This window comes from Micromonospora sp. NPDC093244 (assembly GCF_040683695.1).
Taxonomy (GTDB): domain Bacteria; phylum Actinomycetota; class Actinomycetes; order Mycobacteriales; family Micromonosporaceae; genus Micromonospora.
Genome location: NZ_JBFBEO010000005.1, coordinates 314,593 through 340,813 on the forward strand (window position 1 = coordinate 314,593; position 26,221 = coordinate 340,813).

Sequence of the window (26,221 nt, forward strand, 5' to 3'; positions counted from 1 at the left end):
TCAGCCCATCGCCAGCCAGGCGACGAGGGCCACCAGCAGCACGACGACCACCGCCGCACCGACGATGAGCGGCAGGCGGGACGGCGCGTCCGCCGGGCCGGCCGCCTCCGGCGTCTGGGAGAAGGCGCGGAACGCCTCGGTGTTGCCGCTGGGGTCGGTGTAGTTCTCAGGCATGCGGTGACCCTAGCGAAGCCGGTGGCGCCGTACCGCCCCCGCCCACGTCACCCCGGCGGGTCGACCCGGGCGGCGGAGGCCACCCGACCGGGTGGCGGGCACAGCCGGTCCGGACGGTGGGGTCGCCGAGCCGGCCCGGGCACCTACCGTGGAACGATGGGGGCGGGGCGGCTCACGGCCGCACTGGTGACGTTGCTGCTGGCCGGTTGCGCACCGGCGAGCGCCGTGGCCGGCGGGTCCACCGGACCGGTGTCGTCACGCCGGGCGCCCGAGGGGTCGTACACCGTCGGCGTGCGTACGCTCACCCTCGATCCACGCTCGGCACGCCCCCTGCCGGTGACGATCTGGTATCCGGCCTCGGCCGACGGGGTCGCGGCCGGGCGGTTCCCGGTGGTGGTCTACAGCCACGGGCTGGGCAGTCTGCCCGAGCTGCACTCCGGCCTGACCACCCGCTGGGTGGCAGCCGGTTTCGTGGTGGCCGCACCCGCGTACCCGCACACCCGCCGGGGCGCCGCGCACTTCACCCGCGCCGACGTCCGCAACCAGCCCGCCGACGCCTGGCGGCTGATCAGGCACCTGGGCCGCCTCGACGCCGAGCGCGGCGACCCGCTCGCCGGGCATCTCGACCTCACGTCGATCGCCGCCGCCGGGCACTCGGCGGGTGGCTTCACCAGCTCCGGCATGTTCTCCGAGGGGCATCAGGCGCGGTTGCGGTCCGGAATCGTCATCGCCGGGGGTGGGCTGCCCGGCAGCTTCGCCGGATCGGCCGCGCCTGTGCTCTTCGTGCACGGCACGGCCGACTCCGTGGTGCCGGTGACCGTCGGCCGAGCCGCGTACGCGCGTACCCCCGGGCCTGCCGCGTTCCTCAGCCTGCTCGGTCAGGACCACGGCGCGTACCTCACACCGGGCCACCCGGGCTTCGCCCAGGTCCTCGCCACCACCACCGACTTCCTGCGCTGGACCCTCTACGGCGACCGGGCCGCCGGTGCCCGCCTCCCCGCCGACGCCCACTCCCCCGCCCTGACCAGTTACGAGTCCCGCCCGGCCCACTGACCCCGCCGACACCGGTACGGTCTTTCGGTGGACGAGCTTGCGCGCCGGCAGTTGGCGAGCATCGCCGAGATGGTCGCGGTGGCCGGGGCGACCGGCATCCCGGTTTGGCTGCGCGGCGGCTGGGCGATGGACTTCCAGCTCGGCACGGTGACCCGCCCGCACCTCGACGTCGACTGGTACTGCTGGCGCGACGACGCGGACCGGCTGGCCGACCTGCTGCTGGCCCGGGGCTGGCTTCCCGACCCGCGAACGCCCGTGCTTTCGCAGCTCGACCTGTTCGCCGCCGACGTGGAGGTCAGCGTCGCGTACCTGGGTCGCGACGCCGCCGGCCGACCGACGGTGGGCGCCGCGGCCTGAGGGCACCTGACGCGGGTACGCAGCGGCGCGTGATCGGGTGGCCACAGCGCGTCGAAGCCCGCGGGGCAGGTCCGTCGGGCAGGGCACAATTGGATTCATGTCACGTCGCGTCACCCCCGCACTGATGGCCAGCACCGTGCTGCTGGCCGGCCTGGTCGCCTGCTCGGCGGATGCCCGCCCGGGTCGGAGCGAGCAGGCACCACCCGCCGAGCCGAAGGCCGCCGCCACGCCGACGCCGCAGGTCCCCGCCGGGAAGGCCCCGCAGCGCGCCTTCGCGGTGGGCGTACGCCAGCTGAAGCTGAACCGGGACGGCCGTGCGCTGCCGACGACACTCTGGTATCCGGCGGCCGGGCAGGCCGGTGGCGCCGCGAAGCGGTCGGCGGCGGCGGCCGAGGGCCGGTTCCCGGTGGTGATGTTCAGCCACGGCCTGGGCGGACGGCCGGACGACTACGCGACGCTGCTGACCCGCTGGGCGGCTGCGGGGTTCGTCGTGGCCGCGCCGACGTTCCCGAAGACCTCCGGGGGCGGCGACAACAACATCCTTGACGTGCTCAACCAACCGGCAGACGTGTCGTACGCGCTGACGCAGGTGCTGGCGCTCGACGGCAAGGCCGGCGACGCGCTGCGCGGCAGGTTGGACGCCGAACGGGTGGCAGCCGCCGGGCACTCGGCTGGTGGGGTGACCACCATCGGCCTGTTCACCGCCGGCCGGGACGAACGGCTGGACGCGGGCGTGGTGTTCGCCGGCACGGCGCTCGGCGTGGGCACCGCGTTCGCCGGCGCGGCCGCCCCGCAGCTCTTCGTGCACGGCGAGCTGGACGAGGTGGTCGAGTACGCGGCCGGCAAGGCCGCCTACGACAAGGTGCCCTGGCCCAAGGCGATGCTGAGCCTGCCGAAGGGCGACCACGGGCGGGCGCTGCTCGGCGACGGCGCGACGCTGCGGGTCGTCTCGGACACGACTGTGGACTTCCTCCGCTGGTCGCTGTACGGCGACGCGGCGGCGAAGGAGCGCATCTCCACCGACGCGACGCGCGGCGACATCGCCACCTTCGACAACCACCTCTGAGAGCGCCCGCGCCCCTCTCTCCTGCGCGATCTTGCACTTACCGTCGCGACATAAGGGATGTCGTCGGCAAATCACCAACCGAAAGTGCAAGATCGGCGGGGTTGTGTGGGTGGGGCGGCTCGTCAGGCGGTGTGGTCGACGACGACCTTGCCGAAGGTGTCGCCGGAGTGCAGGCGGGCGAAGGCCTTCTCGACCTGGCTGAACGGGACCACGCTGTCGACAACGGGGCGTACCGCGTTGTCCGCGCAGAACGCCAGCAGCTCGTACAGCTCGCCCGGGGTGCCCATCGAGGTCCCCAGGATCTCCAGCTGCATCGCGAACACCCGACGCAGGTTGACTGTCGGCTCGTGACCGGCGGTCGCGCCGGACACCACGATCCGGGCCATCGGCGCGGCCGACTTCAGCGAGTGGTCGAAGGTCGCCGCGCCGACCGTCTCGATAACCACGTCGACCCGTTCGGGCAGCCGGGCACCGGGTTCCACGGCTGTGGCGCCGAGCGCGGCGATCCGTTCCCGCTTGGCGGCATCGCGGCTCGTCGCGTACACCCGCTTGCCCATGGCGACGGCGAGCGCGACGGCCGCGGTGGCGACGCCGCCGCCCGCGCCCTGCACGAGCACGCTGTCGGCGTCCTCGACGCGGCCCTTGGTGGTCAGCATCCGCCACGCGGTGAGCCAGGCCGTGGGCAGGCACGCCGCGTCGGTCGCCGCCAGGCCGTCGGGCAACGGGACCAGGTTCGACCGGGGTACGGCCACCCGCTCGGCGAGCGTCCCGGCGAAGTGCTCGGAGAGGATGGACACCCCGCGCGGGTCACCCGGGGTGACCACCACCGGGTAGACGACCACCTCGTTGCCCTCGGGGCCCACGGCGACCGCGTCGCAGCCGAGGATCATCGGCAGCTGCGCCTCGGTCAGCCCCACCCCGCGCAGTGACCACAGGTCGTGGTGGTTGAGCGAGCTGGCCCGGACCTGCACCGTCACCCAGTCGTCTTCCGGGAGGGTCGGCTCGGGCCGCTCACCCACAGTCAACGCGGACAGTGGGTCGGAGTCGTCGAGGCGGGAGGCGAAGGCAGCACGCATGATCAGCACGGTAACAAGCTGAGCGCTCGTTAAGAAGGGCCCGTACGCACAGGCCGGCGGCGCATGCTGCGCCCGAGCGCCCCGGTCCGTGCGGCCTACCGGCGGGCGACTCCGTCGCGGCGGGCGGCCTCGGCGACCGCCTCGGCGACGGCCGGGGCGACACGCGGGTCGAGCGGCGACGGGACGATCGCCTCGGCGGTCAGCGACTCGGCAACCACACCGGCGATGGCGTCCGCCGCGGCGACCTTCATCCCCTCGGTGATCCGGGTGGCACGAGCGTCCAACGCACCCCTGAACACGCCGGGAAACGCCAGCACGTTGTTGATCTGGTTGGGGTAGTCACTGCGCCCGGTGGCGACCACCGCGACGTGCCGGGCGGCCACCTCGGGGTGCACCTCAGGGGTCGGGTTGGCCAGCGCGAACACGATCCCGCCGGGCGCCATCCCGGCGACCGCGGTCTCCGGGATCTGCCCGCCGGAGACGCCGATCAGCACGTCCGCGCCGCGCAACGCCTCGGTGATGTCGCCCTCGCGGCCGTCGGCGTTCGTGGTGGCCGCCAGCTCCGCCTTGGTGCCGGTCAGCTCGGCCCGGTGCCGCCCGATGATCCCCCGCGAGTCGCAGACCACCACCTGGTCGGGGTTGACGCCCCCGGCGACCAGCATCTTCGTCACCGCCACCCCTGCCGCGCCCGCGCCGCTCACCGTGACCCGCAGGTCACCGAGCTTGCGGTTGAGCAGGGCGGCGGCGTTGCGCAGCGCGGCCAGCACCACGATTGCGGTGCCGTGCTGGTCGTCGTGGAAGACCGGGATGTCGAGCGCCTCGTCCAGCCGGCGCTCCACCTCGAAGCAGCGCGGCGCGCTGATGTCCTCCAGGTTGATCCCGCCGAACGAGGGGGCCAGCGCCCGCACCACCGCGACGATCTCGTCCACGTCCTGGGTGTCCAGGCAGACCGGCACCGCGTCCACGCCGGCGAACTGCTTGAACAGCACCGCCTTGCCCTCCATCACCGGCAGCGCGGCCCGCGGGCCGATGTTGCCGAGCCCGAGCACCGCCGAACCGTCGGTGACCACCGCGACGGCGTGCGCCGCCCAGGTGTAGTCGTCGGCCAGGTCGGGGTCGGCGGCGATCGCCTCACACACCCGGGCAACCCCTGGGGTGTACGCCAGGGAGAGGTCCTCCCGGCTGGTCAGCGGCACCGTCGAGGCGACGGCCATCTTGCCGCCGACGTGCAGCTGGAAGACGGGATCAGCGGGGTCCACGATGGACGAAGACATGGCGGTGACTCCAGGATCTGTCGAGCAGACGGGGCGGCCGGCCTCGCCGCGAGGTGGGCGGCGAGCGGTGGCACGCGGTGCGGGGGGTCACCCGGGCACTTTCCGAGCATAGTGTCGTCACCTCCGCTCGGATGTGAGCAGGGTCATAACGGTGGGCGGGGCACCCGTCCGGGGCGCGGCCAGTAGCGCGCCACCACCCTGCCCCGCACGTCGGCCACCCCGTACGCCCGGGAGTCGTCGGTGACCAGGTCGTTGTCCCCGCGCAGCCACCACCCGCCGTCCTGTGGCCGGACCGCCCGCTTCACCACCAGCAACTCCGGACGCGTCCGGAACACGGCGACCACCACGTCACCGGGCCGGATCGGGCGCCCACCCGTACGGACCAGCAGCGCGTCGCCGTGCCGCAACGTCGGCGCCATGGACGGGCCGGTCACCGACACGGCCGTCAACGGACCGCGCAGGAGCGGCGCCTCCGTCGGGTGGTCGGCGTCCATTGGTTTCACCTCCATCCCGTCCGGGGAGCACTCTCAGGAGTAATGTCGCCTTTGATCATCGCAAACTTCCCATGGAGGATCCCGATGCGACTTCCCCGCATCCTTGCGCCCCGCGTCACCGCGAGCGCTCACTGCGACCTGCCGTGCGGCGTCTACGACCCGGCTCAGGCCCGGATCGAGGCCGAGTCGGTCAAAATGATCTGCGAGAAGTACCAGGCGAACACCGACCCGGAGTTCCGCACCCGCGCGATCATCATCAAGGAGCAGCGCGCCGAGCTGGTCAAGCACCACCTGTGGGTGCTCTGGACCGACTACTTCAAGGCGCCCCACTTCGAGAAGTACCCGAACCTGCACACCCTGTTCAACGAGGCCACCAAGCTCGCCGGCGCCGGTGGCGTCAAGGGCAGCCTCGACCCGGCCACCGCCGACCAGCTGCTCGCCAAGATCGACGAGATCGCGAAGATCTTCTGGGAGACCAAGAAGGCGTGACCACTCCGGTCATCCCGACGATCCGGCCGGTACGTCCCGAGGACGTGCCGGCCGTCGTCGCCATGGTGCACGAGTTGGCGGAGTACGAACGCGCTCCGGACGAGTGCCACCTCACCACCGACCAGCTGACCTCGGCCCTGTTCTCGACCGCTCCGGCGCTGTTCGGCCACGTCGCGGTCGACGAGCGCGACGAGCCGATCGGCTTCGCGCTGTGGTTCCTCAACTTCTCCACCTGGGCCGGCGTGCACGGCGTCTACCTGGAGGATCTCTACGTCCGGCCGGCGGCCAGGGGCACCGGCGCTGGTCGGCTGCTGCTCGCCACCCTGGCCGACATCTGCGTACGACGCGGCTACCGGCGACTGGAGTGGTGGATGATCGACTGGAATCCGGCAGCCGGGTTCTACGCCTCCATCGGGGCGCAGCAGATGAGCGAGTGGGTGCCCTACCGGCTCAGCGGTGACGCGCTACGCGAGTTGGCCGGTCAGGCGACAGCCGCCAACACGCGTTCCGGCGACTGACCGGGTAGAGTCCCCGACCGGGGGGATGAGGCGTGACTCAACTGACCGGCCAGCCAACGACCGACGACGATGTGGTGCACCTCACGGTGCCCGCCGACGGCGGTTACCTAGGCGTGCTCCGTACCGCTACCGCCGGCCTCGCGGCCCGGTTGCAGTTCGCGCTCGACGAGATCGAGGACCTGCGGATCGCGGTCGACGAGGCGTGCGCGATGCTGCTCGCCATCGCCACCCGTGACGCCGAGCTGGAGTGCCGCTTCGCCGTCACCGAGGACGCGCTGACGGTCGAGGTGACGGTGCCGACCGTGCGGGGCGCCACCCTGCCCGCCGAGTCGTCCTTCGCCTGGAAGGTGCTCACCGCGCTGACCACGTCGGCGTCCGCCACGGCCGCCGACGGCCGGGCCACGATCTCGCTGCTGACCCGCCGCTCGGGCGGCTACTGACCGGCAGGTCCGGTCACTCGAAGCCGAGAGCCCGGGTCGTCGGAGGGCTCACCAGCAGCCACGCCACGCCCAGGCCGAGTGCCATCAGCGGCACGCCCAGCCACCCCAGCCCGCCCTGGATCATGAACCAGCCGATCGGCAGCAGCATCAGCTGGAGCACGATGGCGGGGGCGCGCGCTCCGGCCCGGCGGCGCAGCAACGCACGGCCCAGGGCCCAGAGCACGACAGCCGCCCCGACGGCAAACACCGTCACCAGCACCGCCGACAGCAGGTCGGTGGTGGTGGCCGTGAGGTCCGCCCAGATCAGCCAGAGGGCGATCAGCCCGACGACTACCGCTTCCGCCCACAGGAGCCGGACCGCCCAGCGGAGCGTGACGGGAATCGGGGCCGAGTCGATGGTCACGCGCGCCACGATACCTGGGCTACCGGGAGGTACAGTGCCGCCCATGCGGGCCGTCCTGGTGGTCAATCCGAAGGCCACCACCACCAGCGAACGCAGCCGGGACGTGCTCGTCCGGGCGCTGCGCAGTGAAGTCGATCTGAGCGTGCGCTACACCCGCCGTCGCGGGCACGCCATGGCGCTGGCCCGGGAGGCCGCCGTGGAGGGGGTCGACCTCGTTGTCACCCTGGGTGGCGACGGCACGGTGAACGAGGTGGTGAACGGCCTGATGGCGGCCGAGCCGCCGGCCGGTGCCACGGGCGCCACGAAGGCGGATCGACTTCCCGCGCTGGCGACAGTCCCTGGCGGTTCGACGAACGTCTTCGCGCGCGCCGTGGGCCTGCCCCGGGACTGGCCGGAGGCGACCAGCATGATCCTCGAAGGACTGCGCCTGGGCCGGCACCGGACGGTCGGGCTGGGCCTGGCGGACGACCGCTACTTCACGTTCTGCGCCGGGTTCGGCCTGGACGCCGCGGTCATCCACCGGGTCGAGCAGGCCCGGCGCAAGGGTCGGGTGTCGACTCCGTCGCTCTACCTGCGCTCGATCATGAACCAGTACTTCCTCGCCTCGGATCGGCGACACCCGGCGATCACGCTGGAGCGCCCGGGCGAGGCGCCGGAGGGCGAGCTGGGCACCGTCATCATCCAGAACACGGCGCCGTGGACCTACCTGGGCGACCGGGAGGTGAACCCGAACCCCGAGGCGTCGTTCGACCTCGGGCTCGACGTGCTGGCGTTGCGTCAGCTGCGGGTGGCTAGCACAACACGGACAGTGACGCAGTTCCTGTCCCGGCGCCCCGATCCTCGAGGTCGTCAGGTGTTACGAATCCATGACACGGCGGAGTTCACCCTGCTCTCCGCGCGTCCGCAGGCGTTCCAGCTGGACGGCGACTATCTCGGCGAGCGGGAGAAAGTCAGATTCACATCCGTTCCCGCCGCACTGAGAGTAATCTGCTAGGTCTCGGGTACTGCAGTAGGTCGACGCGGCGCCACACCGCATCGGCGACGGCGCCGCCACACCGAGGGGCAGGTGCCGGAAATGTCAGCAATGTCACGCGGACTGTACTATATTGATCCTCGGCTGTGGCACGGCGGGTAACCGGGAACGCACCGGAACCCGGACAAATGGGTTGTGGGCTTGCTCACCGCCCGGAGTTTTTCCGAGCGTCACCCTTGACATCGGCAATGTTCGTGAAAGTATTCACAAGCGAACTTGAGTTACCGGGACATTGCCTGGATATGCTCGTCAGGTTGAGCTGTTCCAGCAGGTCCCCGGAGCTAACTGCCTGCTCACGCACTGCCGAATGGACGGACGCGAACTGTCACCGTCGGCATTGCTGATGCATATAGGAAAAGCACGACCACGCAATAATTGCCACCCATCCAGAATGAGGAGTGTTGCCGCCATGGACTGGCGTCACCATGCTGTCTGCCGCGACGAGGACCCGGAGCTGTTCTTCCCTATCGGGACGTCCGGACCGGCTCTCCTGCAGGTCGAGCAGGCCAAGGCCGTCTGCAGGCGCTGCTCCGTGACCGACCAGTGCCTGCAGTGGGCGCTCGAGTCGGGTCAGGACGCCGGCGTCTGGGGCGGGATGAGCGAGGAGGAGCGGCGCGCTGTCAAGCGGCGCGGCGGCCTCCGGGTGCTGCGCGCTCACTCCGCCTGATCCCAACGACACAGCTGCACGCCCCGGTGGGTCCGCCCGCCGGGGCGTTCCGCTGTCCGCAGACGGGTGCGGCGGTGACGGCCCGGAATCACCCGGCCGGCGCCACGACCCGCCCGGACCGGTCGTCGACCCGGCGCAGCACCAGATCAACCACCTCCGGCGCGTCGGTCAACGGCGCGGACACCGCCACCGCACCAGCCGCCCGAGCCGACTCGGCCACCGCGTCGTGGAACAGGCCCGGCGCCAGGAAGTACCCGGCGACCGCCACCCGCCGGGCACCGGCCGCCCGCAACCGGGACACCGCCACACCGGCCCCCGGCGGAGCCGCCGAGGCGTACGACACGCGGCAGGGCACCCCGAACTCGACGCCAAGCGCGTCCGCCACCCGACCCACCGAGCCACGCGCCCGCGCGTCCCGGGTGCCCGCTGCGGCCAGCACCAGCGCGTCGAAGCGACCCGGGCACACCTCACCGAGGCGACGCCGCAGCCCGGCCAGCAGTGCCGCGTCCACCGACCCGTCCGCCGGGCCGAGCACGCCGGTGACCCGTACCGCCAGCGGCGGCCCGGACCGGGTCGCCTCGGCGACGGCCGCCGGGATGTCCACCCGACTGTGGTACGCGGCGGTCAGCAGCAGCGGCACCAGCACCGCCCGCCGGTGACCGGCCGCCGCCAGGGCACGCAGCACCTCGGTCGGCCCAGGCTCGGTGTGGTCCAGCCAACTCGGCCACACGTCGACGCCGGGGCGGGCCGCCGACACCGCCCGGGCCAACGCCCGGGTGGCCTCGGCCGCCCGCGGATCGCGGCTGCCGTGCGCCACAAGCACCACCGGGTCCGCCCCGCCGGCCGCGTCGAGGCCGGTCGGGGGCGACACCGGGGAGGTCAGACGTGCAGTCCGCACTCGGTCTTCTCGAACATGGCCCACCGGCCCGCCCGCGGGTCCTCGCCCGCCTTCGTCCGCCTGGTGCACGGCCAGCAGCCGATCGAGCCGTACCCCTGCTTGAACAACTCGTTGACAGGCACGTTCCACCTGGCGATGTAGCCGTCCACGTCCGCCTGCGACCACGCCGCGATCGGGTTGACCTTGACCTTGCCGCGACGGGCGTCGAAGGTCACCACGGGCGTGTTGGCGCGGGTCGGCGACTCGTCCCGACGCAGGCCGGCGGCCCACGCGTCGTACCCGGACAGCGCCCGCTCCAACGGCTCCACCTTGCGCAACTGGCAGCAGTCGTCAGGCGACTTGTTGAACAGGCGCGGACCGTACTGGCCGTCCTGCTGCCCCACGGTGAGTCGCGGCCGGATCGACCTGACGTTCACCGGGAGCGTCCGCGCCACCTCGTCGCGCACCCGCAGCGTCTCGGGGAAGTGCAGGCCGGTGTCGAGGAAGACCACGTCGACTCCCGGGGCCACCCGGGACACCAGGTGCGCCAGCACCGCGTCGGCCATCGAGCTGGTCACGCAGAACCGGTCGCCGAACGTCTGCGCCGCCCACCTGGCGATCTCCAGCGCCGGAGCGCCCTCCAGGTCCCGGGCGGCCTCCTCGGCTAGCGTGCGCAGCTCGTCCGGGCCGCGCCGGGACGGGTCGGCGGGCGTCGGGCCCCCCGGACCCACCAGGCCCAGGCCCGCAGCGGAGACCAGGCTCATCGGGTCACCGCCCGCGACAGCAGCCCGGTGAACTTCACCGAGAAGACCCGGGCGCAGGCGTGGCACTCCCAGGCGCCGTGGCCCGCCTCGTGCGGCCGCAGGTCCTCCTCGCCGCAGTAGGGGCAGTACAGAGGTGCCGCTCGGTTCTCGCTGCTCACCGCAGTTCCTCCTCGTCGACTCTGATCACCCAGTTGGCGAACGTCTCGCCCTCGCTCCGACCGGCCAGGTAGCGGCGGGCCAGTCGTTCCACGTACTCCGGAAGCTCGTCGGCGGTGGTTTTCAGGCCGCGCAGCTTGCGGCCGAAACCGGCCGTCTGCCCCTGCGCCATGCCCAGGCCGCCGCCGAGGTGCACCTGGAAGCCCTCCACCTGGCGGCCGTCCGGGCCGACCACCAGCTGGCCCTTGAGCCCGATGTCGGCCACCTGCGTGCGCGCGCAGGCGTTCGGGCAGCCGTTGATGTGGATCGAGATGTCCGCGTCGAAGTCGCGCAGCCGCTGCTCCAGCCGGGCCACCAGCTCCTCGCCGCGGGCCTTCGTCTCGACGATGGCGAGCTTGCAGTACTCGATCCCTGTGCACGCCATGGTGCCGCGTCGCCACGCCGACGGACGGGCCTCCAGACCGATCCCGCGCAGCGCGTCGACAAGCGACTCCGTCCGCTCCGACGGCACGTCGAGCACCAGCAGCTTCTGGTACGGGGTCAGCCGCACCCGGTCACTGCCGTGCGCCTGCACCACGTCGGCCAGCTGGGCGAGCTGCCCGCCGGAGACCCGCCCGACCACCGGCGCGGCGCCCACGTAGTGCCGCCCGTCGGCCTGCTCGTGCACGCCTACGTGGTCGATCGGCTTCGCCGGCAGCTCCGCCGGCGGCCCGTCGAGCAGCGTCCGACCCAGGTACTCCTTCTCCAGGACCTCGCGGAAGCGCTCCACGCCCCAGTCGGCCACCAGGAACTTCAACCGCGCCCTGTTGCGCAGCCGGCGGTAGCCGTAGTCGCGGAAGATCCCGACCACCCCGGCCCACACGTCCGGCACCTCGGCCAGCGGCACCCAGACACCGAGCCGCTGGGCGAGCATCGGGTTGGTGGACAGGCCGCCGCCGACCCAGACGTCGAAGCCGGGGCCGTGCTCGGGGTGCTCGACACCGAGCAGGGCGATGTCGTTCGACTCGTACGGGGTGTCCACCAGCCAGGAGATCGACGTCTTGAACTTGCGGGGCAGGTTGGAGAACTGCTTGTCACCGACATACCTGGCGACGATCTCGTCGATCGCCGGCGTCGGGTCGAGCACCTCGTCGCGGGCCACCCCGGCGACCGGGCTGCCCAGCACGATCCGCGGGCAGTCGCCGCACGCCTCGGTCGTCTGGAGGCCCACCGACTCCAGTCGACGCCAGATCTCCGGCATGTCCTCGACCCGGATCCAGTGGTACTGGATGTTCTGCCGGTCGGTGATGTCGGCGGTGTCCCGTGCGAACTCCCGGGAGATGTCCGCGATCACCCGCAGCTGGGCCAGGCTGAGCTGCCCGCCGTCGATGCGGACGCGGAGCATGAAGAACTCGTCCTCCAGCTCGTGCGGCTCCAGCACCGCCGTACGCCCGCCGTCGATGCCGGCCTTGCGCTGTGTGTAGAGGCCCCACCAGCGGAACCGGCCGCGCAGATCCTGCGGGTCGATGGAGGCGAAACCGCGGTGCGCGTAGATGGTCTCGATCCGCGCCCGGACGTTGAGCGGGTCGTCGTCCTTCTTGATCCGCTCGTTGGGATTGAGCGGCTCGCGGTGGCCGAGCGCCCACTGACCCTCACCCCGAGGCTTGCGCGGCGCCCGGGCCGGGCGTGCCGTCGAATCTCCGGAACGGGCCGGGATGCTGCTGACCGCCATCGCGGCGTCCTCCGTTGTCTGCTGTGCCTCGGGGTACGCGGGGCGCGGCGGCCGGCCCGGCGAAGCGGGCGGGACAACGGTGTCTTCAGACAGCCGGCGCGGAGCGCGCCCGAGACGGATTGGTCGGGCGTCGTCAGTAGGCCGGACAGATCGCGCTGCGCACGCGGCCGTAATCGACGTGGCGACGTGCCACGAAGCGGCGGACGACAGCGGCGGTCATGTGGTCATGCTGCCACACCCCATGGGGGCCGGCCAATGTCCGCGTGCTGGATCCCACATCACGGGCCAGCTTCCGGCACGGGCCTGTGGCAGGCTCGACATGTGGGCGCATTGTCCGAAAAGCGGCAACGGTTGACGGGGGTCCGGTGGTCGGGCGTTCCCGTCTGGCTTCCGCCGGCGCTGCTGACCCTGGCGGTGACCCTGACCGGGCTGGGCTCCGCCCAGCTGTGGCGCGACGAGCTGGCCACGTGGAGCGCGGCCACCCGATCCCCCGGCGAGCTGGCCCGGTTGGCCGGCACCATCGACGCCGCCACCGGCCCGTACTACCTGCTCATGCACGGCTGGACGAGGTTCGCCGGCGACTCCACGATCGCCCTGCGCCTGCCTGCGGTGTTGGCGATGACCGTGGCCGCCGGACTGCTCGCCGTCCTCGGCGCGGCGCTTGTCGACAGGCGGGCCGGCCTCTTCGCGGGGTTGCTCTTCGCGGTGCTCCCCGGCACCTCCCGCTACGGGCAGGAGGCCCGCCCGTACGCCCTCGCCACGATGCTCGCGGTGCTCGCCACCCTGCTGCTGGTGACCGCGCTGCGCCGGCCGAGCTGGGCGCGCTGGGCCGGCTATGCAGCCGCCGTCACCGCCCTCGGTCTGATCCACCTGATCGCGCTGACGCTGCTCGCCGCGCACGCGCTTGTCGTCCTGGTGGCCTGGTGGTGCGGACCGGCCGGGGCGGGCGTCGCCACGGTGGCCGATCGCCCCGACGGGCGGGATCGGCGGTTGTGGCGGTGGGTGGTTGCCGTGGTACCTGTCGCCCTGGTGGCAGGTCCGCTGCTGGTCAAGGCCCGGGCCCAGCAGTCCCGGCAGCTGAACTGGGTCCACCTGGCCCGGCTGGACGATCTGAGCGCGCTGCCCGGGGGCGTGGCCCAGAGCGGTGTGGTGGGTGGCCTGCTGGTCGGCGTCGCCGCGCTGGGCGTGGCCCGGCTCGGGCGGCGGGCGCTGCTGCCGCTGAGCGCGGTGCTGCTGCCGGTGCTGCTGCTCTTCGCCGCGGGTGCGGTCGTACCCCTGTGGGTGCCCCGCTACCTGGTCTTCGTGGTGCCCTTCGCCTGCCTGCTGGCCGGCGCGGCACTGGGCGCGGTGGCCGCGCCGGCCGCGCTGGCCGTGGTGGTCCTGGCCGGTCTGCTCGGCCTTCCCGACCAGGCCGCGCTACGGCGGACCCACGAGTGGCCGCGCAGCGCGCCGGTGGACTACGCGGGCGCGGCGCGGGTCATCGCCGAGGGTCAACGGCCCGGGGACGCGGTGGTCTACTCGCCCCGGCACAGCTGGCTCTTTCTCGACCTCGGCATCGAGTACCACCTGGGTGATCCGCCGCGCGACGTGCTGGTCACCGAGGACGAGGTCCGCCGGGGCGACCTGTGGGCCGCCGAGTGCCCGCAGCCTGCGCAGTGCCTGGCCGGCACGGAACGGGTGTGGCTGGTCGTCGCCGGCCGCCACACCGAGCCGCTGGCCACCGTCTCCGGTGCCAAGGGGGACGCGCTGCGCGAGGACTTCGCAGTCGCGCGGGTCTGGCAGCGCCAGGGCCTGACCGTGGCCCTGCTGACCAGCCGCCCCGACCGCTGACCCGGCGCAGTCCGGCACGCCGGGACCGTGGCCGTCAGGCAGGCGGTCGGAACGGGCGGCTCCGGCGGCGGCCGACCAGGCGGCGGGTCAGGTTTACGCGCGGCCGTCGTGGGCGCTGCGGGCCAGCGGAACGACGAGCACCGCCTCGGTGCCCCCGTTGGCGCCCGCGCGCAGTTCGATGGTGCCGCGCAGCTCCCCGGTGACCAGGGCCCGGACGATCTGAAGGCCGAGCCGGCTGCCGCTCTCGGCGTCGAAGTCCGGTGGCAGCCCACGCCCGTTGTCGGCCACCGAGACGTGCAGCATCTTGCGGAACCGGTGCGCCGAGACGACCACCTCCGGCCGCTCCGACGGGTCGGCCTCGGGGACGACGGCCGGCACCACGCCCGACGCCACTGGTCCGGATGGCTCATCCGCCTCGTCCGACGGCGGGAAGCCGTGCTCGACGGCGTTGAGCAGCAACTCGTTGAGGACCATCACCAGCGAGGTGGCGATCTCCGCCGGAAGCACACCGAAGCTGCCCCGCCGGCGCATGCCGACGCTCACCTCGGTCGCCGCGACCTCGGTGGCCGCGCTCGCCACCCGGTCGACGATGCCGTCGAACTCGACAGCCTCGTCGCTGGACATGGAGAGCGTCTCGTGCACCAGGGCGATCGAGGCGACCCGTCGTACCGATTCCTCGAGCGCGACGCGTGCCTCCGGCATGGACACCCGGCGGGCCTGCAAGCGCAGCAGGGCGGCAACCGTCTGGAGGTTGTTCTTCACCCGGTGGTGGATCTCCCGGATGGTGGCGTCCTTCGTGATCAACGCCCGGTCCCGGCGACGGACCTCGGTGATGTCCCGGACCAGCACCAGCGCGCCGATCGGCACCCCGGCGGGCATCAGCGGCAGCGCCCGGGTGAGCATCGTGGCGCCACGCGCGTCGATCTCCCGCCGGGGCGGCGCCTCTCCGCGCAGCGCGGCCAGGATGCCTGTCGCCGCTTCGGTGCCGTCCAACGGGTCACCGGCCAGCCTGCGGTGCAGCGCGGCCAGATCCTCCCCCACCAGGTGGGAGGCGTAGCCCAACCGGCGGTACGCGGACTGCGCGTTCGGGCTCGCGTAGGTGACCTTGCCGCCGGCGTCCAGCCGGACCAGGCCGTCACCGACCCGGGGCGCGGAGGTGGTCTCGCCCGGGTGTCGCGGCGGCGGGAAGGTGCCGTCCGCGATCATCTGGGCCAGGTCGTCGGCGGTGGTCAGGTAGTTCAGTTCCAGCTGGCTGGGCGTACGCGCGGTGGAGAGGTTGGTGTCCCGCCCCACCACGGCGATCACCTCGCCCGCCTCACCCTCGGCGGTACGCAGCCGGACCGGGATCGCCTCGTGCCGGGCCGGCACGTCGCCGTACCAGACCGGGTCGCCCTCGCGCCAGATCCGGCCCTGGGAGTACGCCACCCCGAGGTGCGCCACCTCCGGTCCGCCGACGATCCGCCCCACCTGGTCGTCCTGGTACGCGGTGGGGGCGGTCGTCGGGCGGACCTGGGCGACGCAGAGGAACGTGCCGTCCGCGTCGACCGGCACCCAGAGCAGCAGGTCGGCGAAGGACAGGTCGGACAGCAGCTGCCAGTCGCCGGCGATCCGGTGGAGGTGGTCGATGTCGGCCGGACGGAGACGGGTGTGCTCCTCGGCGAGGTCGCGCAGCGTGGACACGGGGACCAGCGTGCCACGCCACGCCTCACATCGTCGCGGTGACCTTCTTCAGGCCGCGCGGCGCGTCCGGATCCTCGCCCCTGGTGAGCGCCAGCGCCAGCGCGAGGCGCTGCAACGGCAGGATGTCCAGCAGCGGGGCGTACCGTTCGTCGACCTCGGGAACGGCGAGCCGGGTCGCGCCCGAAACGTCTGCGGAGCCCACCACCACCACGTCGGCGCGGCGTTCGCCGAGGCGGGGCAGCACCTCCCCCATCGACCGGCCACCGGGGCCGGAGCCGACCACGGCGAGCACCGGCACCTCCGGGTCGGTCATGGCCAGCGGCCCGTGCAGCAGGTCGGCGCCGGAGAAGGCGAGCGCCGGCAGATACGAGGTCTCCATCAGCTTCAGCGCTGCCTCCCGGGCGGTCGGGTACGCGTACCCCCGGCCGGTGGTGACCAGTTGCCGGGCGAAGCGGTAGCGCGGCGCGAGCCGGGCCGGGGTGTCGTCGGCCAGGGTGCGGGCGGCCAGGTCGGGTAGCGCGGCGAGCGCCTTCCGTTCGGCGGCCGGGAGTACGCCGTCGCCGGCCCGGACGCCCTCGACCAGCATCAGCAGGGCGAGCAGTTCGGCGGTGTACGTCTTGGTGGCGGCCACCGCCCGTTCGTGGCCGGCGGCGATGTCGATGCTCAGTTCGGCGACGTCGGCCAGCGGCGAGTCCGGGGCGTTGGTCACCGCGAGGGTCAGCGCGCCGGAGGCCCGGGCGGCGCGCAGCACCTCGGCCAGGTCGGGTGAGCCGCCACTCTGGCTGACGCCTACGACAAGCGCGTCGGACAGGTCGGGGCGGGCGCCGTAGAGGGTGACGACGCTGGGCGAGGCGAGCCCGGCGGGCAGGCCGAGCCGGATCTCGGTGAGGTACGCCCCGTAGAGGGCGGCGTGGTCGGAGGTGCCGCGAGCGGTGAAGACCACGTGCCGCGGGCGGCGTTCGGCAACTGCTGCCGCGACCCGGGCGATCTCCCCGGCGTTGGCGGCGGACAGCAGACGCTCGTAGCCGGCCGGCTGCTCATCGATGTCGGCGGCCATCCCGGCCCCTGCACGTGTCACTGACACTCCCCTCCTGCGCGGTTGCCGCGCGTTTCCTGCTCAGTCTTGCACCTTTCAGGGCAACCGAGCAATCGAACGAGCAGTAGTGCGCAGTTGATCACCTAATCATCCCAATATCAACTACAGTTGGCCCGCTCTGTCAGCTGTACCTGCGACGAGAGGACACCGTGCCCGAGGGAAGGGACGACCCCGCGCTCTCCGCGACGGAGGAGCTGGCCCTTGCCCGGCTGGCGCTGGACGAGGGCGACCTGCACCACGCCGCCGGCCACCTCGCCGGCGCGCTGGCCCGCGCACCCACCCTGCCGGAGGTGCACGAGACGCTGGCCCGGCTGGCCGCCGCCAGCGGAGGCGGGCTCGACCTCTTCCCGATCAACCACCACACCTTCGTCGGCGCGGTCGTCGCCCGCGCCCACCTGCTGGCTGCCACCGGCCGTCCCGCCGAGGGGCTCGAACTGCTGGCCGCCGCGACCGGGTACGCCCCCGGCACCGAGTGGGCAGCCGTTCCCTGGGTGACCACACCCGAACTCGCCGAGCGGCTCGACCCGGAGCACACCGCCCGGATCCTCATGCAGGTCTGCTCCGCGCTGCCCGACCCGGTGCCCCGGATCGGTCGGGCGGCCCTGGCGCCGTACCTCACGCTGGCCCGCAACGCGGTCACCGTCCGCCCCGACCACGGCCTGCTGCTTGGTGCGGCGTCCGCGCTGGCCCGGCGCCTCGGCGAGGTCGCGCTGGCGATCCGGTGGGCCGCCCGGGGCGTACGCGTGCAACCGTCGAAGATGGGCGAGGTCTGGCTCGGGTACGCGTACCGCAGCGCGGGCCGGACCCGCGACGCCCTCGCGGCCCTCAACCGGGCCGTCGCGCTGGACCCCGACGACCTCGCCGTCTACGCGGACATCGCCGGCACCCTCGCCGAGACCGGCCGGCTCGACGAGGCGTTGGAGTGGACCGAGCGGGCACTGGCCAAGGACCCGTCGTTCGACTGCGCGGTGCACACCGCCCACCGCCTGCGGCATCAGCGCGACGGCGACCTGGCCCACCTCGTCGCGCTCGCCGACTTCGTCAGGGACCACCCGGACGACAGCCACGAGCACGGCGACCTGGCCCAGTGCTGTCGGGGCCGGCCCTGGCTCGGTCAGCTCACGCCCGCCGGTGGCCCACTCATCGACGCGATGCGCCGGGCGGTGGCCGACGACGACAACGGCATGGGCAGCGCCGTCCGGTTGGCGGCGGCCGCGCCGCCGAGCGCCGTGCGGACGGTCACGTCGACGGCGCCCGGGCTACGGATCGAGATCACCGGCACGCCGGAGCCGGACCCTCGCGAGCCCCGCCGGGCGTCCGCCCAGCGGTTGTGGGACTACGCGGACAGCGTCCCGACGCCCGCGCTGCCGGAGCCCTCGGCGGCGGCGGTCGAGCGGATCGGGCAGGTCGCTCACCCGGCGTGGCCGCATCCCCCGGCAGCGTACGACGCGGCGGTCGGCCTGGCCGGCCTCGACGTGGCCGATCTGCTCGGCCTGCTGGTGCACCCGCCGGCGGCGCCCGCCAACGCGGTGGGCCGGCTGCTCGCCGCGCACGACCCGTCGGTCTGGGTACGCGGCGTGCAGGTGTGGGCGTGCCTGGGTCTGCTGCACCACCGCACCGACGAGCCGTGGGACACCTCGACGCGACGCCGGGTGCTGGTGGACCTGGTCTGGGGCGTGGAGGACTGGATCACGGAGGCGGCGCTGTTCGCCCTGGTCACCGCCGCCTGGGTGGATCCGGCGGTCCGGCCGGACGTGGCTCGGGTAGTGGCCGAGCGGCTGGCCGACGTGGCGGCGGTGGCCCGGGTCCGCCCGGTACCGATCGCCACCTCGCTGGCCCACCTGGCGCTGGCCGCCCCGGCCCTGGACGGGGAGACGACCGCCCTCGCCGCCGGCCTGCTCCGCGCCGGGACCGGCGTTCCCCGCCCGCGCAACCCGCTGCACCGCCTCTGGCGTCGCCTCACCCGACCCCTCCGCCGCCCCTGAGCACCGGGCGTGACCGGGGCTGGCCCTCGCGCCGCCGGCCGGCCCTACGCGGTCATCAGCCGCCCGTCCGGCGCTCTGCCACGGCGGCGTCGAACCAGTCCCGCAGGTCCTCGGCGGCGGGCGGGACGCGCGGGTTCCCCGGGTCGGGGTTGCGCAGGTAGTAGACCTTCCCGAGAAGCGGCTTCAGCGCGGTGACCGGCTCCAGGTCGCGGCCCGGCCCGGCCAGCACCGCCTGACCTTCGTACAGGTATCCCCGGGTTTCTCCGCGCCCGATTTGCCAGCTCAACCCGGGTACGGCGTGGCGCACACACTCCACGGCGTAGAACGAGACCGCGTCAATCAGCGCGAGGGACTCGTCCGACCAGATGTGCGGCGCGAGGAGCGGGCTGCGCCCGTACCACATCGGCAGGACAGCGTCCGTCGGGCGCTGGAAGACACTCCCGTCCTCCAGCACGACCTTCTCCCGGGGAGCGTCGGCTGGGCGCGATTCGAGCCGGCCGATGGCCCAGCCCCAGAGCGGGGCCAGGCTCTCCCGGGAGAAGTCGAGCCTCTGCGGGCCACCGGTCCTGGTGGCCTCGCCGTGCAGCCAGGCGAGCCGCTGATCCCCGGCGGCGAGGTAGCGCCGCAGGTAGTCCTCGGCGGACTCGGCGATGCTCCCGAGGACCATCCCGGTGGGCGTTCGGCCGTCCTCGTCGGGGGAGATCAGGTCGAGCACCTGGCGGAGCGGCGCGCCCGTGACGTCACCCTCCTCGACGACGAAGCGACCGCGGGTCGCCTGCGCCAGTTCCTGCAGCACCTCGACGACCGGGGTCACCGCAGCCCGGAGTCCCGCGGCCGGCCCGAGCGGGTGGACGTCCCAGATCGAGACCACCAACTCCCGCACGCCAGTCTCGCCCGGGTGGACGAACCATTGCATGCTGATTCGCTCGCCGTCCCGGACCAGTTCGGCGTACTTCCCGGCGGCAACGCCCTGGTGTAGCTCCGGATCGTCGCCCAGCAGCCTGCCGAGCAGGGAGACCACCGTCCCCCTGCTCAGCTCGACCCCGGACGGGACAACGCCCATCTCCAGACTCACTGCACTACGCCTCGCTGGGTGCGTGGATCGTGAAATCGATGTTGTTGTTCTTCAAGCACTCCAACAGTGGCGGGTGGATACCGATGCTGTTGTATGAGGCGCTCGCGAAGAAGTGCCAATGTACCCTCTTGACGTCCTGGCCGTGGACCTTCCTGCCCTCGTCAGTGGTGATCCAGGCGTCCTTGAGGCACTCGTCGATCAGGCTCTCGGTCCAGGTGGGAACACCGGTCTTGACCTCGTGCAACGTCAGCGAGCCGTCGGCGGCGTCCTCCTCCGCGCAGTCGGCCTTGCGCCACTTGGACCCCGCCCGCGGGTAACCGGGCGTGTTCACCTGGTGCTGTGGCTTGCAGTTGCTCAGGAGCGTCTTCAGGTATTCCTCGCCAGCGGTGAAGTTCCACTGGGGCGGGACCGCCACGCCCGGCTTGTGGTTGGGCAGCTTCATCGCTTCCTCGATCGACTTCCACTTGGTGCGGTCGCCGCGGGACAGCTGGCGGATGTCGGCATCACTGAAGCGTGAGCGGCCAGCCAACGCGGTGAAGTTGAAGGTGGTGTCGCCGCTCTGAAGGTAGTTGTAGGTTTCGCCGAGGATCAGCTCGAGAGCCAGGTCCTTGACCGCGTCGGAGAGCTTGTCGTAGCGCGTGACGAACCGGACCACGCCGTCCATCCGGTGCAGGTACCGGAGCGCGAACTTGGCGACCTTGGCCGGGATCGCGACAGCGTCGCCCGCGTACGGGATCAGGCCGACGACGCTGAACCCGGCACTAACCCAGTCGCCGCGGATCGCGGCGGCCACGGCGTCCCGGATGTCGGTGACCGCGCCGACGATCCAGCCGACGACCGGGATGAGGCTCAGGGCCCCGGAGCAGACGTTGCCCGCCAGCCACGCCATCGAGTCCCGCATCGCGAACTCGCCCGCGACCAGGCCCAGCGCGAAATCAGAGACGTACGTCCATTTGCTGATCTGCTCGTCCGGGCGGCCCGGGTCCAGGCCCTGGGACTCGGCGTTGGCGACCTCGTAGTCGTCACGCAGCCCATCGCCGTCGGAATCCTGACCGAGAGCGTTAATGCCCCAGTCGTTGACCTCCGTGCCATCGGACAGGCCGTCGCCGTCGCTGTCCACGTTGTTCTTGTCGGTGAGAACCTCGTCCTCCGCGATGTCGATGAGGCCATCGCCATCGGTGTCGCTGAGGTTCGGCGCCGGGACAATCGGTGGCACCGCGCCGGGGGCCGGCGGGGCACGCGGCTGGTCGGCGACCAGCGGGTTGCTGCCCCGCGCCACCTCGGTGCCGTCGTTGACGCCGTCGCCGTCGGTGTCGGGGTTGGTGGGTGAGGTGCCGAGATCCTGCTCCTGGAGGTTGGAGAGGCCGTCGTTGTCGATGTCCTCGGCGCCGTCGGCGATCGAATCCTTGTCGGTGTCGACCGCGTTCGGCATGGTCCAACCGGCGAGCTCGGTGATCTCGAACTTGTCGGTCAGACCGTCACTGTCGGAGTCGACCAGCAGCGGGCTGGCACCGAACCGCAGCTCCACCACGTCCACGACACCGTCGTTGTCGTGGTCGCCCTCGTAGGTGATGCCCAGCCGGGTCAGCACGTGGAAGCCGTTGCGCCAGGCGCTGCCGGCCCGGATCGTCGCGGGTTCCGGGTTGGCCTTGTAGAGCATGTCGTCGGCCTTGGCCAGGTCGACCTTCGCTGCCGCCAGGTCCGCGAACGCCTCAGTCAGCCCCGCTGGGGCGGGCGCGGGTGGCGGGCTGGCCCGGAACGGGCCGATGGTCGCCTCGGCGTCCTGGATCGCCGCGTCGGCGAGCAGCCGTACGCCGGTGAGCGTCTCCACCAGCGCACGAATGTGCGCTTGCTCCGCCTGCCCGTTCGGCGGGCTGGCGCCGGTCATCCGGCTCTTGAGGAACGACTCCAGGTGCTGGAGGTTGTCGAACGCGACCTCGCCGTTGGCGTCGCTGTCGAGCCGGGCACCGTCGAAGTAGCGGTTGCCGACATCCGCCAGCACCGGGCCGATCCGGCTGTCCCCGAGCCCGTCACCGACGTACGGGCGCAACGCCTCGGTGGCCTCGGTGATGTACAGCCGGGCGTCCCTCGTGTACTCGGCGGTAGGGATCTTCGCGACCTCCACCTGCCAGAGCGGCGTGTCGCTCGCCGTCGCTTCACCGCCGAAGATCGCCAGCTGCGCGACGATGGCCGTCGCCACCGCCGCCGCCAGACTCCTTCGTCGTAATCGTGCGTGGATGCGCATAGACACTCCCGTCCATCCGTTGTGGAGCATGGTGACGGAGAGTGTAGTAACGAGGATCGATGTCGTGTGCCCCGCCAGCCCGCGCTAAGCATCAGCAGGCGTCAATCGTGGCTGCGCCCGGGCATGGATTGGTTCGTCGAGGCCTACGTCACCCGGGAGGCCGCCGGAACAGCCATCCGGGCGAGACGGCGAGGAGCCGACCGGGCGACGGACAGTCGCGGCACCCGCCGCCCACGGGGTGACGGCAACGGTAGGGGCGGGGTGGAACGGAGGACGCCGCGCCGGGACTGGCCCGGCGCGGCGCGGCGACACCCCTGGGTCAGGCGACCGGTGCCTTGCCGAGGGCCACCTCGGCCTCCTCCTCCGGAGAGGCCTGCGGTGGGGCCTCGTTCGCCGTCCGCAGTGGGATCTCCTTGATGAACCAGGCGAGCACCGGGATGGCGATGGTGAACAGCACCGCCCAGAGGAAGACGTGCGAGATGGCGTCGGCGAGCCCACCGAGCACCAGCTCCCGCGCCTGGGCGGGCAGATCCTTGAGCATCTCCAGGTCCATCTCGGCGCCGGACTTGCCACCGAGCGCGCCGCCCGCGCTGGAGTTGGCCAGCCGGTTGGCGAAGATCGCGCCGAACAGCGAGATGCCGAACGAACCGCCGATCGACCGGAAGAAGGTGGCCGCGCCGCTGGCCGCACCCAGGTCCTTCTGCTCCACGCTGTTCTGGGCGATGAGCATCGAGGTCTGCATGAGGAAGCCCATGCCGACGCCGAGCACGACCATGTAGAGCGAGGACTGCAGCTTGCTGGTGCCCAGGTCGAGCTGGGTCAGCAGCGCCATGCCCGCGGTCATCACCACGCCGCCGATGATCGGGTAGGCCCGGTACCTGCCGTTCTTCGTGATCGCCCGGCCGATGACCAGCGAGACGACAAGCATGCCGAACATCAGCGGCAGGAGCAGCAGACCGCTGTTCGTCGCCGACGCCCCCTGCACGGTCTGCTGGTAGAGCGGCAGGAAGTTCATCGCGCCGAACATCGCGAAGCCGAGCAGGAAGCCGATCACCGAGATCAGCGCGAAGTTGCGGTTGGCGAACAGCCCCAGCGGCAGGATCGGTTCCGGAACCCGGCGCTCGACCAGGCCGAACGCCACGAGGGCGAGCGCGGCCAGCACGGCCAGACCGAGGATCTGCGGTGAGGTCCAGTCGTACTGGTTGCCGCCCCAGGTGGTGATCAGCACGATCGCGGTGATGCCGACCGAGAGCAGCCCGGCGCCGAGCCAGTCGATCCGGTGCTCGGTGCGGTACTTCGGCAGGTGCATCGTGGTGATCAGCACGAGCAGCGCGACGCCGCCGAGCGGCAGGTTCACGTAGAACGCCCAGCGCCAGGAGAGGTGGTCGGTGATGAAGCCGCCGACCAGCGGGCCGGCCACCATGGCGATGGCCATGATGCCGGCGATCATGCCCTGATAGCGCCCACGCTCGCGGGGCGGGACCAGGTCACCGATGATCGCCATCACGCCGACCATGAGGCCGCCGGCGCCCAGGCCCTGCACGGCCCGGAACGCGATGAGCTGGACCATGCCGTCCTGCGGCCCGCCGAACATGCCCGAGCCGGCCATGCCGCAGAGGGCGGAGCCGACGAGGAAGATGACCACCGAGGTCAGGAAGACCGACTTGCGACCGTACAGGTCACCGAGCTTGCCCCAGATCGGGGTGGAGACGGTGGTGCCCAGGACGTACGCGGTGACGACCCAGGTGAAGTGGTCGAGGCCGCCGAACTCGCCGACGATCCGCGGCAGCGCGGTGCTGACGATCATGTTGTCGAGCATCGCGAGCATCATCGCGATCATCAGACCGAACAGCACGACCCTCACGTTGGGTCGTGCGCCGGCCTGGGTTGCCTGAGTCATGGGTAAGCTCCCCCCGAGAGTTGCCGCACTTACTTGCCGCCCGGCTAGTTACCTTACTAGCCGCACGGTAAGTTGGGTAGCAAGAACGGGTCAAGCCAATTGGAGGGCGTGCGTGAGCGAGAGCACAGGCGGGACGCGAGAGCGCATCAAGGCCGTCGCGCTCGAGCTCTTCACCGAGCAGGGGTACGAGAAGACCTCGCTCCGGGAGATCGCCGAGCGGCTCAACGTCACGAAGGCCGCCCTCTACTACCACTTCAAGAGCAAGGACGACATCGTCGCCAGCTTCGTCGAGGACCGGCTGAAGCAGATGGACGAGCTGAACTCCTGGGCCGAGACCCAGCCGCCGACCCTGACCACCCGACGTGTGCTGATCTCCCGCTACGCCGACACGATGTTCGGCGGCGACATGCCGTCGGTGATGCGCTTCTTCGAGCAGAACCAGACAGTGCTCAAGAGTCTCTCCTCCGGCCAGCAGATGCGCGGCCGCCTGATGCAGCTCGCCAGCGCGCTCTGCCGGGGCGACGACTCCCCCGCCGCGCAACTGCGCGCCGCCCTGTCGCTCTTCGCCGTGCACACCAGCTGGTTCGCCGTACGCGCGCCGAACCTGACCGACGCGGACCGCCGCCGGCTCGCGTTGGAGGTGGCCGACGAGCTGCTGGCCGCGATCGGCGGGGCGCCCGACGAGACGGCGGCCACCGCCAGCTCGGGCGGCACGCCCGGCTGACCGGCCGGGCCGGTCAGCCGCGGGGCAGCTCCAACCGCAGGCCGAGCAGGTCCACGCCCTCCACCGGCGACCAGTCCTTCTCCGGCGACCTGACGAAGCCGAGCCGCTCGTAGAGCCGGTGCGCCGAGACGGCCATCCCAGCCCGGACACAGATCACCACTGCCGCACAGCCCAACCCGGTCGCGCGGTCCACGCACGCCCGGACCAGCGCCACGCCGACGCCACGCCCCTGCGCTGCCGGGTCGACAGCGAGCATCCGGAACTCCGCCTCGCCCGGCCCCGACAGCTCGGCGAACGGGGTGCCCGGCAGCACGAACGTGACAGAGCCCAGCACCGCGCCCGTCGCCTCGTCCACCGCGACAAACACCTCGCCGCTGGCCGCCCGGGTCGACACGTCGGCCAGCACCACGCCGTACCCGTTCTCACCCTTGAGCTGACCGTCAGCCTCGTACGCGGCAACGGTCAGCCGCGCCACCGCCGGGAAGTCGACCGGCTCGGCGCGCCGGATCAGCAGGCCGGTCAACCGATCACCGCGATCAGGTCACCGTCCTGCACGACGTCACCCTCGTTCACGGCGAGCTGCTGGACGACCCCGTCGGACTCGGCGATGACCGGGATCTCCATCTTCATCGACTCGAGGATCACCAGGGTGTCACCCTCGGACACGGTGTCACCGGTCGTCGCGACGACCTTCCAGACGTTCGCCACCATCTCGGCGCGGATCTCCTCGGCCATGTCCAGGCCCTCCCTTTTCGCGATGTGCCTGCCGACGTATCCAATCATGCGGCGGTGGGACGCGGGTGCGGGAGCGGCGCGGCCGGTTGCCGGTGTCAGCCCTGCGGAAGGTGACGCGCGTCGGCCGCACTACCATCAGCGGGTCGGACCCGACGCCGGGCGGCCGGAGGGTGCACGGTCGCCGAGGTTGTGCGCACGAGGGATCCGACCCATCACGAGGAGGTCAGCATGGCGAAGAAGTCCCGCAAGAAGAAGGCTCGTAAGAAGAGCGCCGCGAACCACGGCAAGCGTCCCAACTCCTGAGTCGGCGCGGCGGACCGCACGGCCCGTCACCGATCAGCCCGCACCCGGCGGACACCGGGTACACCGGTGGCCCGGGTCGACATCGACCCGGGCCAC

At 72.1% G+C, this 26,221-nt stretch carries 27 protein-coding genes; 11 read left to right on the top strand and 16 right to left on the bottom strand.

Translation table 11 applies throughout. The features are described from left to right. Positions 1-174, bottom strand: a complete 174-nt coding sequence (locus AB0N27_RS24575) for a hypothetical protein (RefSeq protein ID WP_364374125.1) — start codon at positions 172-174, stop codon at positions 1-3. Positions 175-330: 156 nt separating this feature from the next. Between AB0N27_RS24575 and AB0N27_RS24580 the strand changes: the two genes are divergently transcribed. The 3 genes from AB0N27_RS24580 to AB0N27_RS24590 all read left to right on the top strand — a co-directional run bounded on the left by AB0N27_RS24580 (position 331) and on the right by AB0N27_RS24590 (position 2,650). Next, complete coding sequence (locus AB0N27_RS24580; RefSeq protein ID WP_364374128.1) at positions 331-1,227, top strand: alpha/beta hydrolase; 897 nt, start codon at positions 331-333, stop codon at positions 1,225-1,227. Between the two features lie 27 nt (positions 1,228-1,254). Further along, entirely contained in the window at positions 1,255-1,584 is a 330-nt protein-coding gene (locus tag AB0N27_RS24585; RefSeq protein ID WP_364374131.1) for a hypothetical protein, read from the top strand. Positions 1,585-1,681: 97 nt separating this feature from the next. Then, complete coding sequence (locus AB0N27_RS24590) at positions 1,682-2,650, top strand: chlorophyllase (protein ID WP_364374134.1); 969 nt, start codon at positions 1,682-1,684, stop codon at positions 2,648-2,650. 122 nt (positions 2,651-2,772) lie between these two features. On the opposite strand, the gene AB0N27_RS24595 is transcribed toward AB0N27_RS24590, so the two are convergent. The 3 genes from AB0N27_RS24595 to AB0N27_RS24605 form a co-directional block, all read right to left on the bottom strand. Continuing rightward, entirely contained in the window at positions 2,773-3,735 is a 963-nt protein-coding gene (locus AB0N27_RS24595) for a zinc-binding dehydrogenase (RefSeq protein WP_364374137.1), read from the bottom strand. An 86-nt stretch (positions 3,736-3,821) separates the two neighbouring features. Beyond that, complete coding sequence (locus AB0N27_RS24600) at positions 3,822-5,000, bottom strand: NADP-dependent malic enzyme (protein ID WP_364374140.1); 1,179 nt, start codon at positions 4,998-5,000, stop codon at positions 3,822-3,824. A gap of 143 nt (positions 5,001-5,143) precedes the next feature. Beyond that, a complete protein-coding gene (locus AB0N27_RS24605; protein WP_364374143.1) occupies positions 5,144-5,494 on the bottom strand; it encodes a S24/S26 family peptidase in 351 nt (116 codons plus the stop codon). Positions 5,495-5,578: 84 nt separating this feature from the next. On the opposite strand from AB0N27_RS24605, the gene sodN reads away from it, so the two are divergent. Genes sodN through AB0N27_RS24620 form a run of 3 tightly spaced genes read left to right on the top strand, consistent with a single transcriptional unit; the run spans position 5,579 to position 6,941 of the window. After that, positions 5,579-5,983, top strand: coding sequence for a superoxide dismutase, Ni (sodN, locus tag AB0N27_RS24610; protein ID WP_364374146.1), 405 nt, complete (start codon positions 5,579-5,581; stop codon positions 5,981-5,983). After that, complete coding sequence (locus tag AB0N27_RS24615) at positions 5,980-6,501, top strand: GNAT family N-acetyltransferase (RefSeq protein WP_364374149.1); 522 nt, start codon at positions 5,980-5,982, stop codon at positions 6,499-6,501. The genes sodN and AB0N27_RS24615 overlap by 4 nt, the downstream gene beginning before the upstream one ends. A gap of 32 nt (positions 6,502-6,533) precedes the next feature. Then, entirely contained in the window at positions 6,534-6,941 is a 408-nt protein-coding gene (locus AB0N27_RS24620) for an ATP-binding protein (RefSeq protein ID WP_364374152.1), read from the top strand. Positions 6,942-6,954: 13 nt separating this feature from the next. Here the strand turns inward: AB0N27_RS24620 and AB0N27_RS24625 are convergent, their stop codons facing one another. Continuing rightward, entirely contained in the window at positions 6,955-7,344 is a 390-nt protein-coding gene (locus AB0N27_RS24625; protein WP_364374155.1) for a hypothetical protein, read from the bottom strand. Positions 7,345-7,387: 43 nt separating this feature from the next. On the opposite strand from AB0N27_RS24625, the gene AB0N27_RS24630 reads away from it, so the two are divergent. Continuing rightward, complete coding sequence (locus tag AB0N27_RS24630; RefSeq protein ID WP_364374158.1) at positions 7,388-8,338, top strand: diacylglycerol kinase family protein; 951 nt, start codon at positions 7,388-7,390, stop codon at positions 8,336-8,338. A 448-nt stretch (positions 8,339-8,786) separates the two neighbouring features. After that, the gene (locus AB0N27_RS24635) at positions 8,787-9,044 is read left to right on the top strand and encodes a WhiB family transcriptional regulator (RefSeq protein ID WP_007072794.1); all 258 of its coding nucleotides are present in this window, start codon (positions 8,787-8,789) and stop codon (positions 9,042-9,044) included. Positions 9,045-9,132: 88 nt separating this feature from the next. Here the strand turns inward: AB0N27_RS24635 and AB0N27_RS24640 are convergent, their stop codons facing one another. Genes AB0N27_RS24640 through AB0N27_RS24655 form a run of 4 tightly spaced genes read right to left on the bottom strand, consistent with a single transcriptional unit; the run spans position 9,133 to position 12,552 of the window. Next, positions 9,133-9,915 (bottom strand): CbiX/SirB N-terminal domain-containing protein, encoded by a 783-nt coding sequence (locus AB0N27_RS24640; RefSeq protein WP_364374314.1) that lies wholly within the window; start codon positions 9,913-9,915, stop codon positions 9,133-9,135. 8 nt (positions 9,916-9,923) lie between these two features. Next, the gene (locus AB0N27_RS24645; RefSeq protein WP_364374162.1) at positions 9,924-10,685 is read right to left on the bottom strand and encodes a phosphoadenylyl-sulfate reductase; all 762 of its coding nucleotides are present in this window, start codon (positions 10,683-10,685) and stop codon (positions 9,924-9,926) included. Next, a complete protein-coding gene (locus AB0N27_RS24650) occupies positions 10,682-10,843 on the bottom strand; it encodes a hypothetical protein (RefSeq protein WP_167517323.1) in 162 nt (53 codons plus the stop codon). The genes AB0N27_RS24645 and AB0N27_RS24650 overlap by 4 nt, the downstream gene beginning before the upstream one ends. Continuing rightward, positions 10,840-12,552, bottom strand: a complete 1,713-nt coding sequence (locus tag AB0N27_RS24655; RefSeq protein WP_364374166.1) for a nitrite/sulfite reductase — start codon at positions 12,550-12,552, stop codon at positions 10,840-10,842. Before AB0N27_RS24655 ends, AB0N27_RS24650 begins: the two co-directional genes overlap by 4 nt. Positions 12,553-12,903: 351 nt before the next feature. Between AB0N27_RS24655 and AB0N27_RS24660 the strand changes: the two genes are divergently transcribed. Continuing rightward, complete coding sequence (locus AB0N27_RS24660; RefSeq protein ID WP_364374169.1) at positions 12,904-14,382, top strand: glycosyltransferase family 39 protein; 1,479 nt, start codon at positions 12,904-12,906, stop codon at positions 14,380-14,382. A 93-nt stretch (positions 14,383-14,475) separates the two neighbouring features. On the opposite strand, the gene AB0N27_RS24665 is transcribed toward AB0N27_RS24660, so the two are convergent. Next, positions 14,476-16,062, bottom strand: a complete 1,587-nt coding sequence (locus AB0N27_RS24665) for a histidine kinase N-terminal domain-containing protein (RefSeq protein WP_364374172.1) — start codon at positions 16,060-16,062, stop codon at positions 14,476-14,478. A gap of 25 nt (positions 16,063-16,087) precedes the next feature. After that, positions 16,088-17,119 (bottom strand): SIS domain-containing protein, encoded by a 1,032-nt coding sequence (locus AB0N27_RS24670; protein ID WP_364374317.1) that lies wholly within the window; start codon positions 17,117-17,119, stop codon positions 16,088-16,090. A 188-nt stretch (positions 17,120-17,307) separates the two neighbouring features. On the opposite strand from AB0N27_RS24670, the gene AB0N27_RS24675 reads away from it, so the two are divergent. Beyond that, positions 17,308-19,143: a tetratricopeptide repeat protein gene (locus AB0N27_RS24675; RefSeq protein WP_364374175.1), complete on the top strand. Its 1,836-nt coding sequence runs from the start codon at positions 17,308-17,310 to the stop codon at positions 19,141-19,143. Positions 19,144-19,198: 55 nt separating this feature from the next. On the opposite strand, the gene AB0N27_RS24680 is transcribed toward AB0N27_RS24675, so the two are convergent. The 3 genes from AB0N27_RS24680 to AB0N27_RS24690 form a co-directional block, all read right to left on the bottom strand. Next, complete coding sequence (locus AB0N27_RS24680; protein ID WP_364374178.1) at positions 19,199-20,206, bottom strand: hypothetical protein; 1,008 nt, start codon at positions 20,204-20,206, stop codon at positions 19,199-19,201. Between the two features lie 16 nt (positions 20,207-20,222). Then, positions 20,223-22,463 (bottom strand): hypothetical protein, encoded by a 2,241-nt coding sequence (locus AB0N27_RS24685; RefSeq protein WP_364374181.1) that lies wholly within the window; start codon positions 22,461-22,463, stop codon positions 20,223-20,225. 319 nt (positions 22,464-22,782) lie between these two features. Continuing rightward, positions 22,783-24,363, bottom strand: a complete 1,581-nt coding sequence (locus AB0N27_RS24690; RefSeq protein WP_364374184.1) for an MDR family MFS transporter — start codon at positions 24,361-24,363, stop codon at positions 22,783-22,785. Between the two features lie 112 nt (positions 24,364-24,475). On the opposite strand from AB0N27_RS24690, the gene AB0N27_RS24695 reads away from it, so the two are divergent. Continuing rightward, complete coding sequence (locus tag AB0N27_RS24695; protein ID WP_364374187.1) at positions 24,476-25,087, top strand: TetR/AcrR family transcriptional regulator; 612 nt, start codon at positions 24,476-24,478, stop codon at positions 25,085-25,087. A 13-nt stretch (positions 25,088-25,100) separates the two neighbouring features. Here the strand turns inward: AB0N27_RS24695 and AB0N27_RS24700 are convergent, their stop codons facing one another. Together AB0N27_RS24700 and AB0N27_RS24705 are read right to left on the bottom strand one after the other, a co-directional pair. Further along, a complete protein-coding gene (locus tag AB0N27_RS24700; RefSeq protein WP_364374190.1) occupies positions 25,101-25,610 on the bottom strand; it encodes a GNAT family N-acetyltransferase in 510 nt (169 codons plus the stop codon). Continuing rightward, complete coding sequence (locus AB0N27_RS24705) at positions 25,607-25,828, bottom strand: biotin/lipoyl-binding carrier protein (RefSeq protein WP_364374320.1); 222 nt, start codon at positions 25,826-25,828, stop codon at positions 25,607-25,609. The genes AB0N27_RS24700 and AB0N27_RS24705 overlap by 4 nt, the downstream gene beginning before the upstream one ends. Between the last annotated feature and the right edge of the window lie 393 nt (positions 25,829-26,221).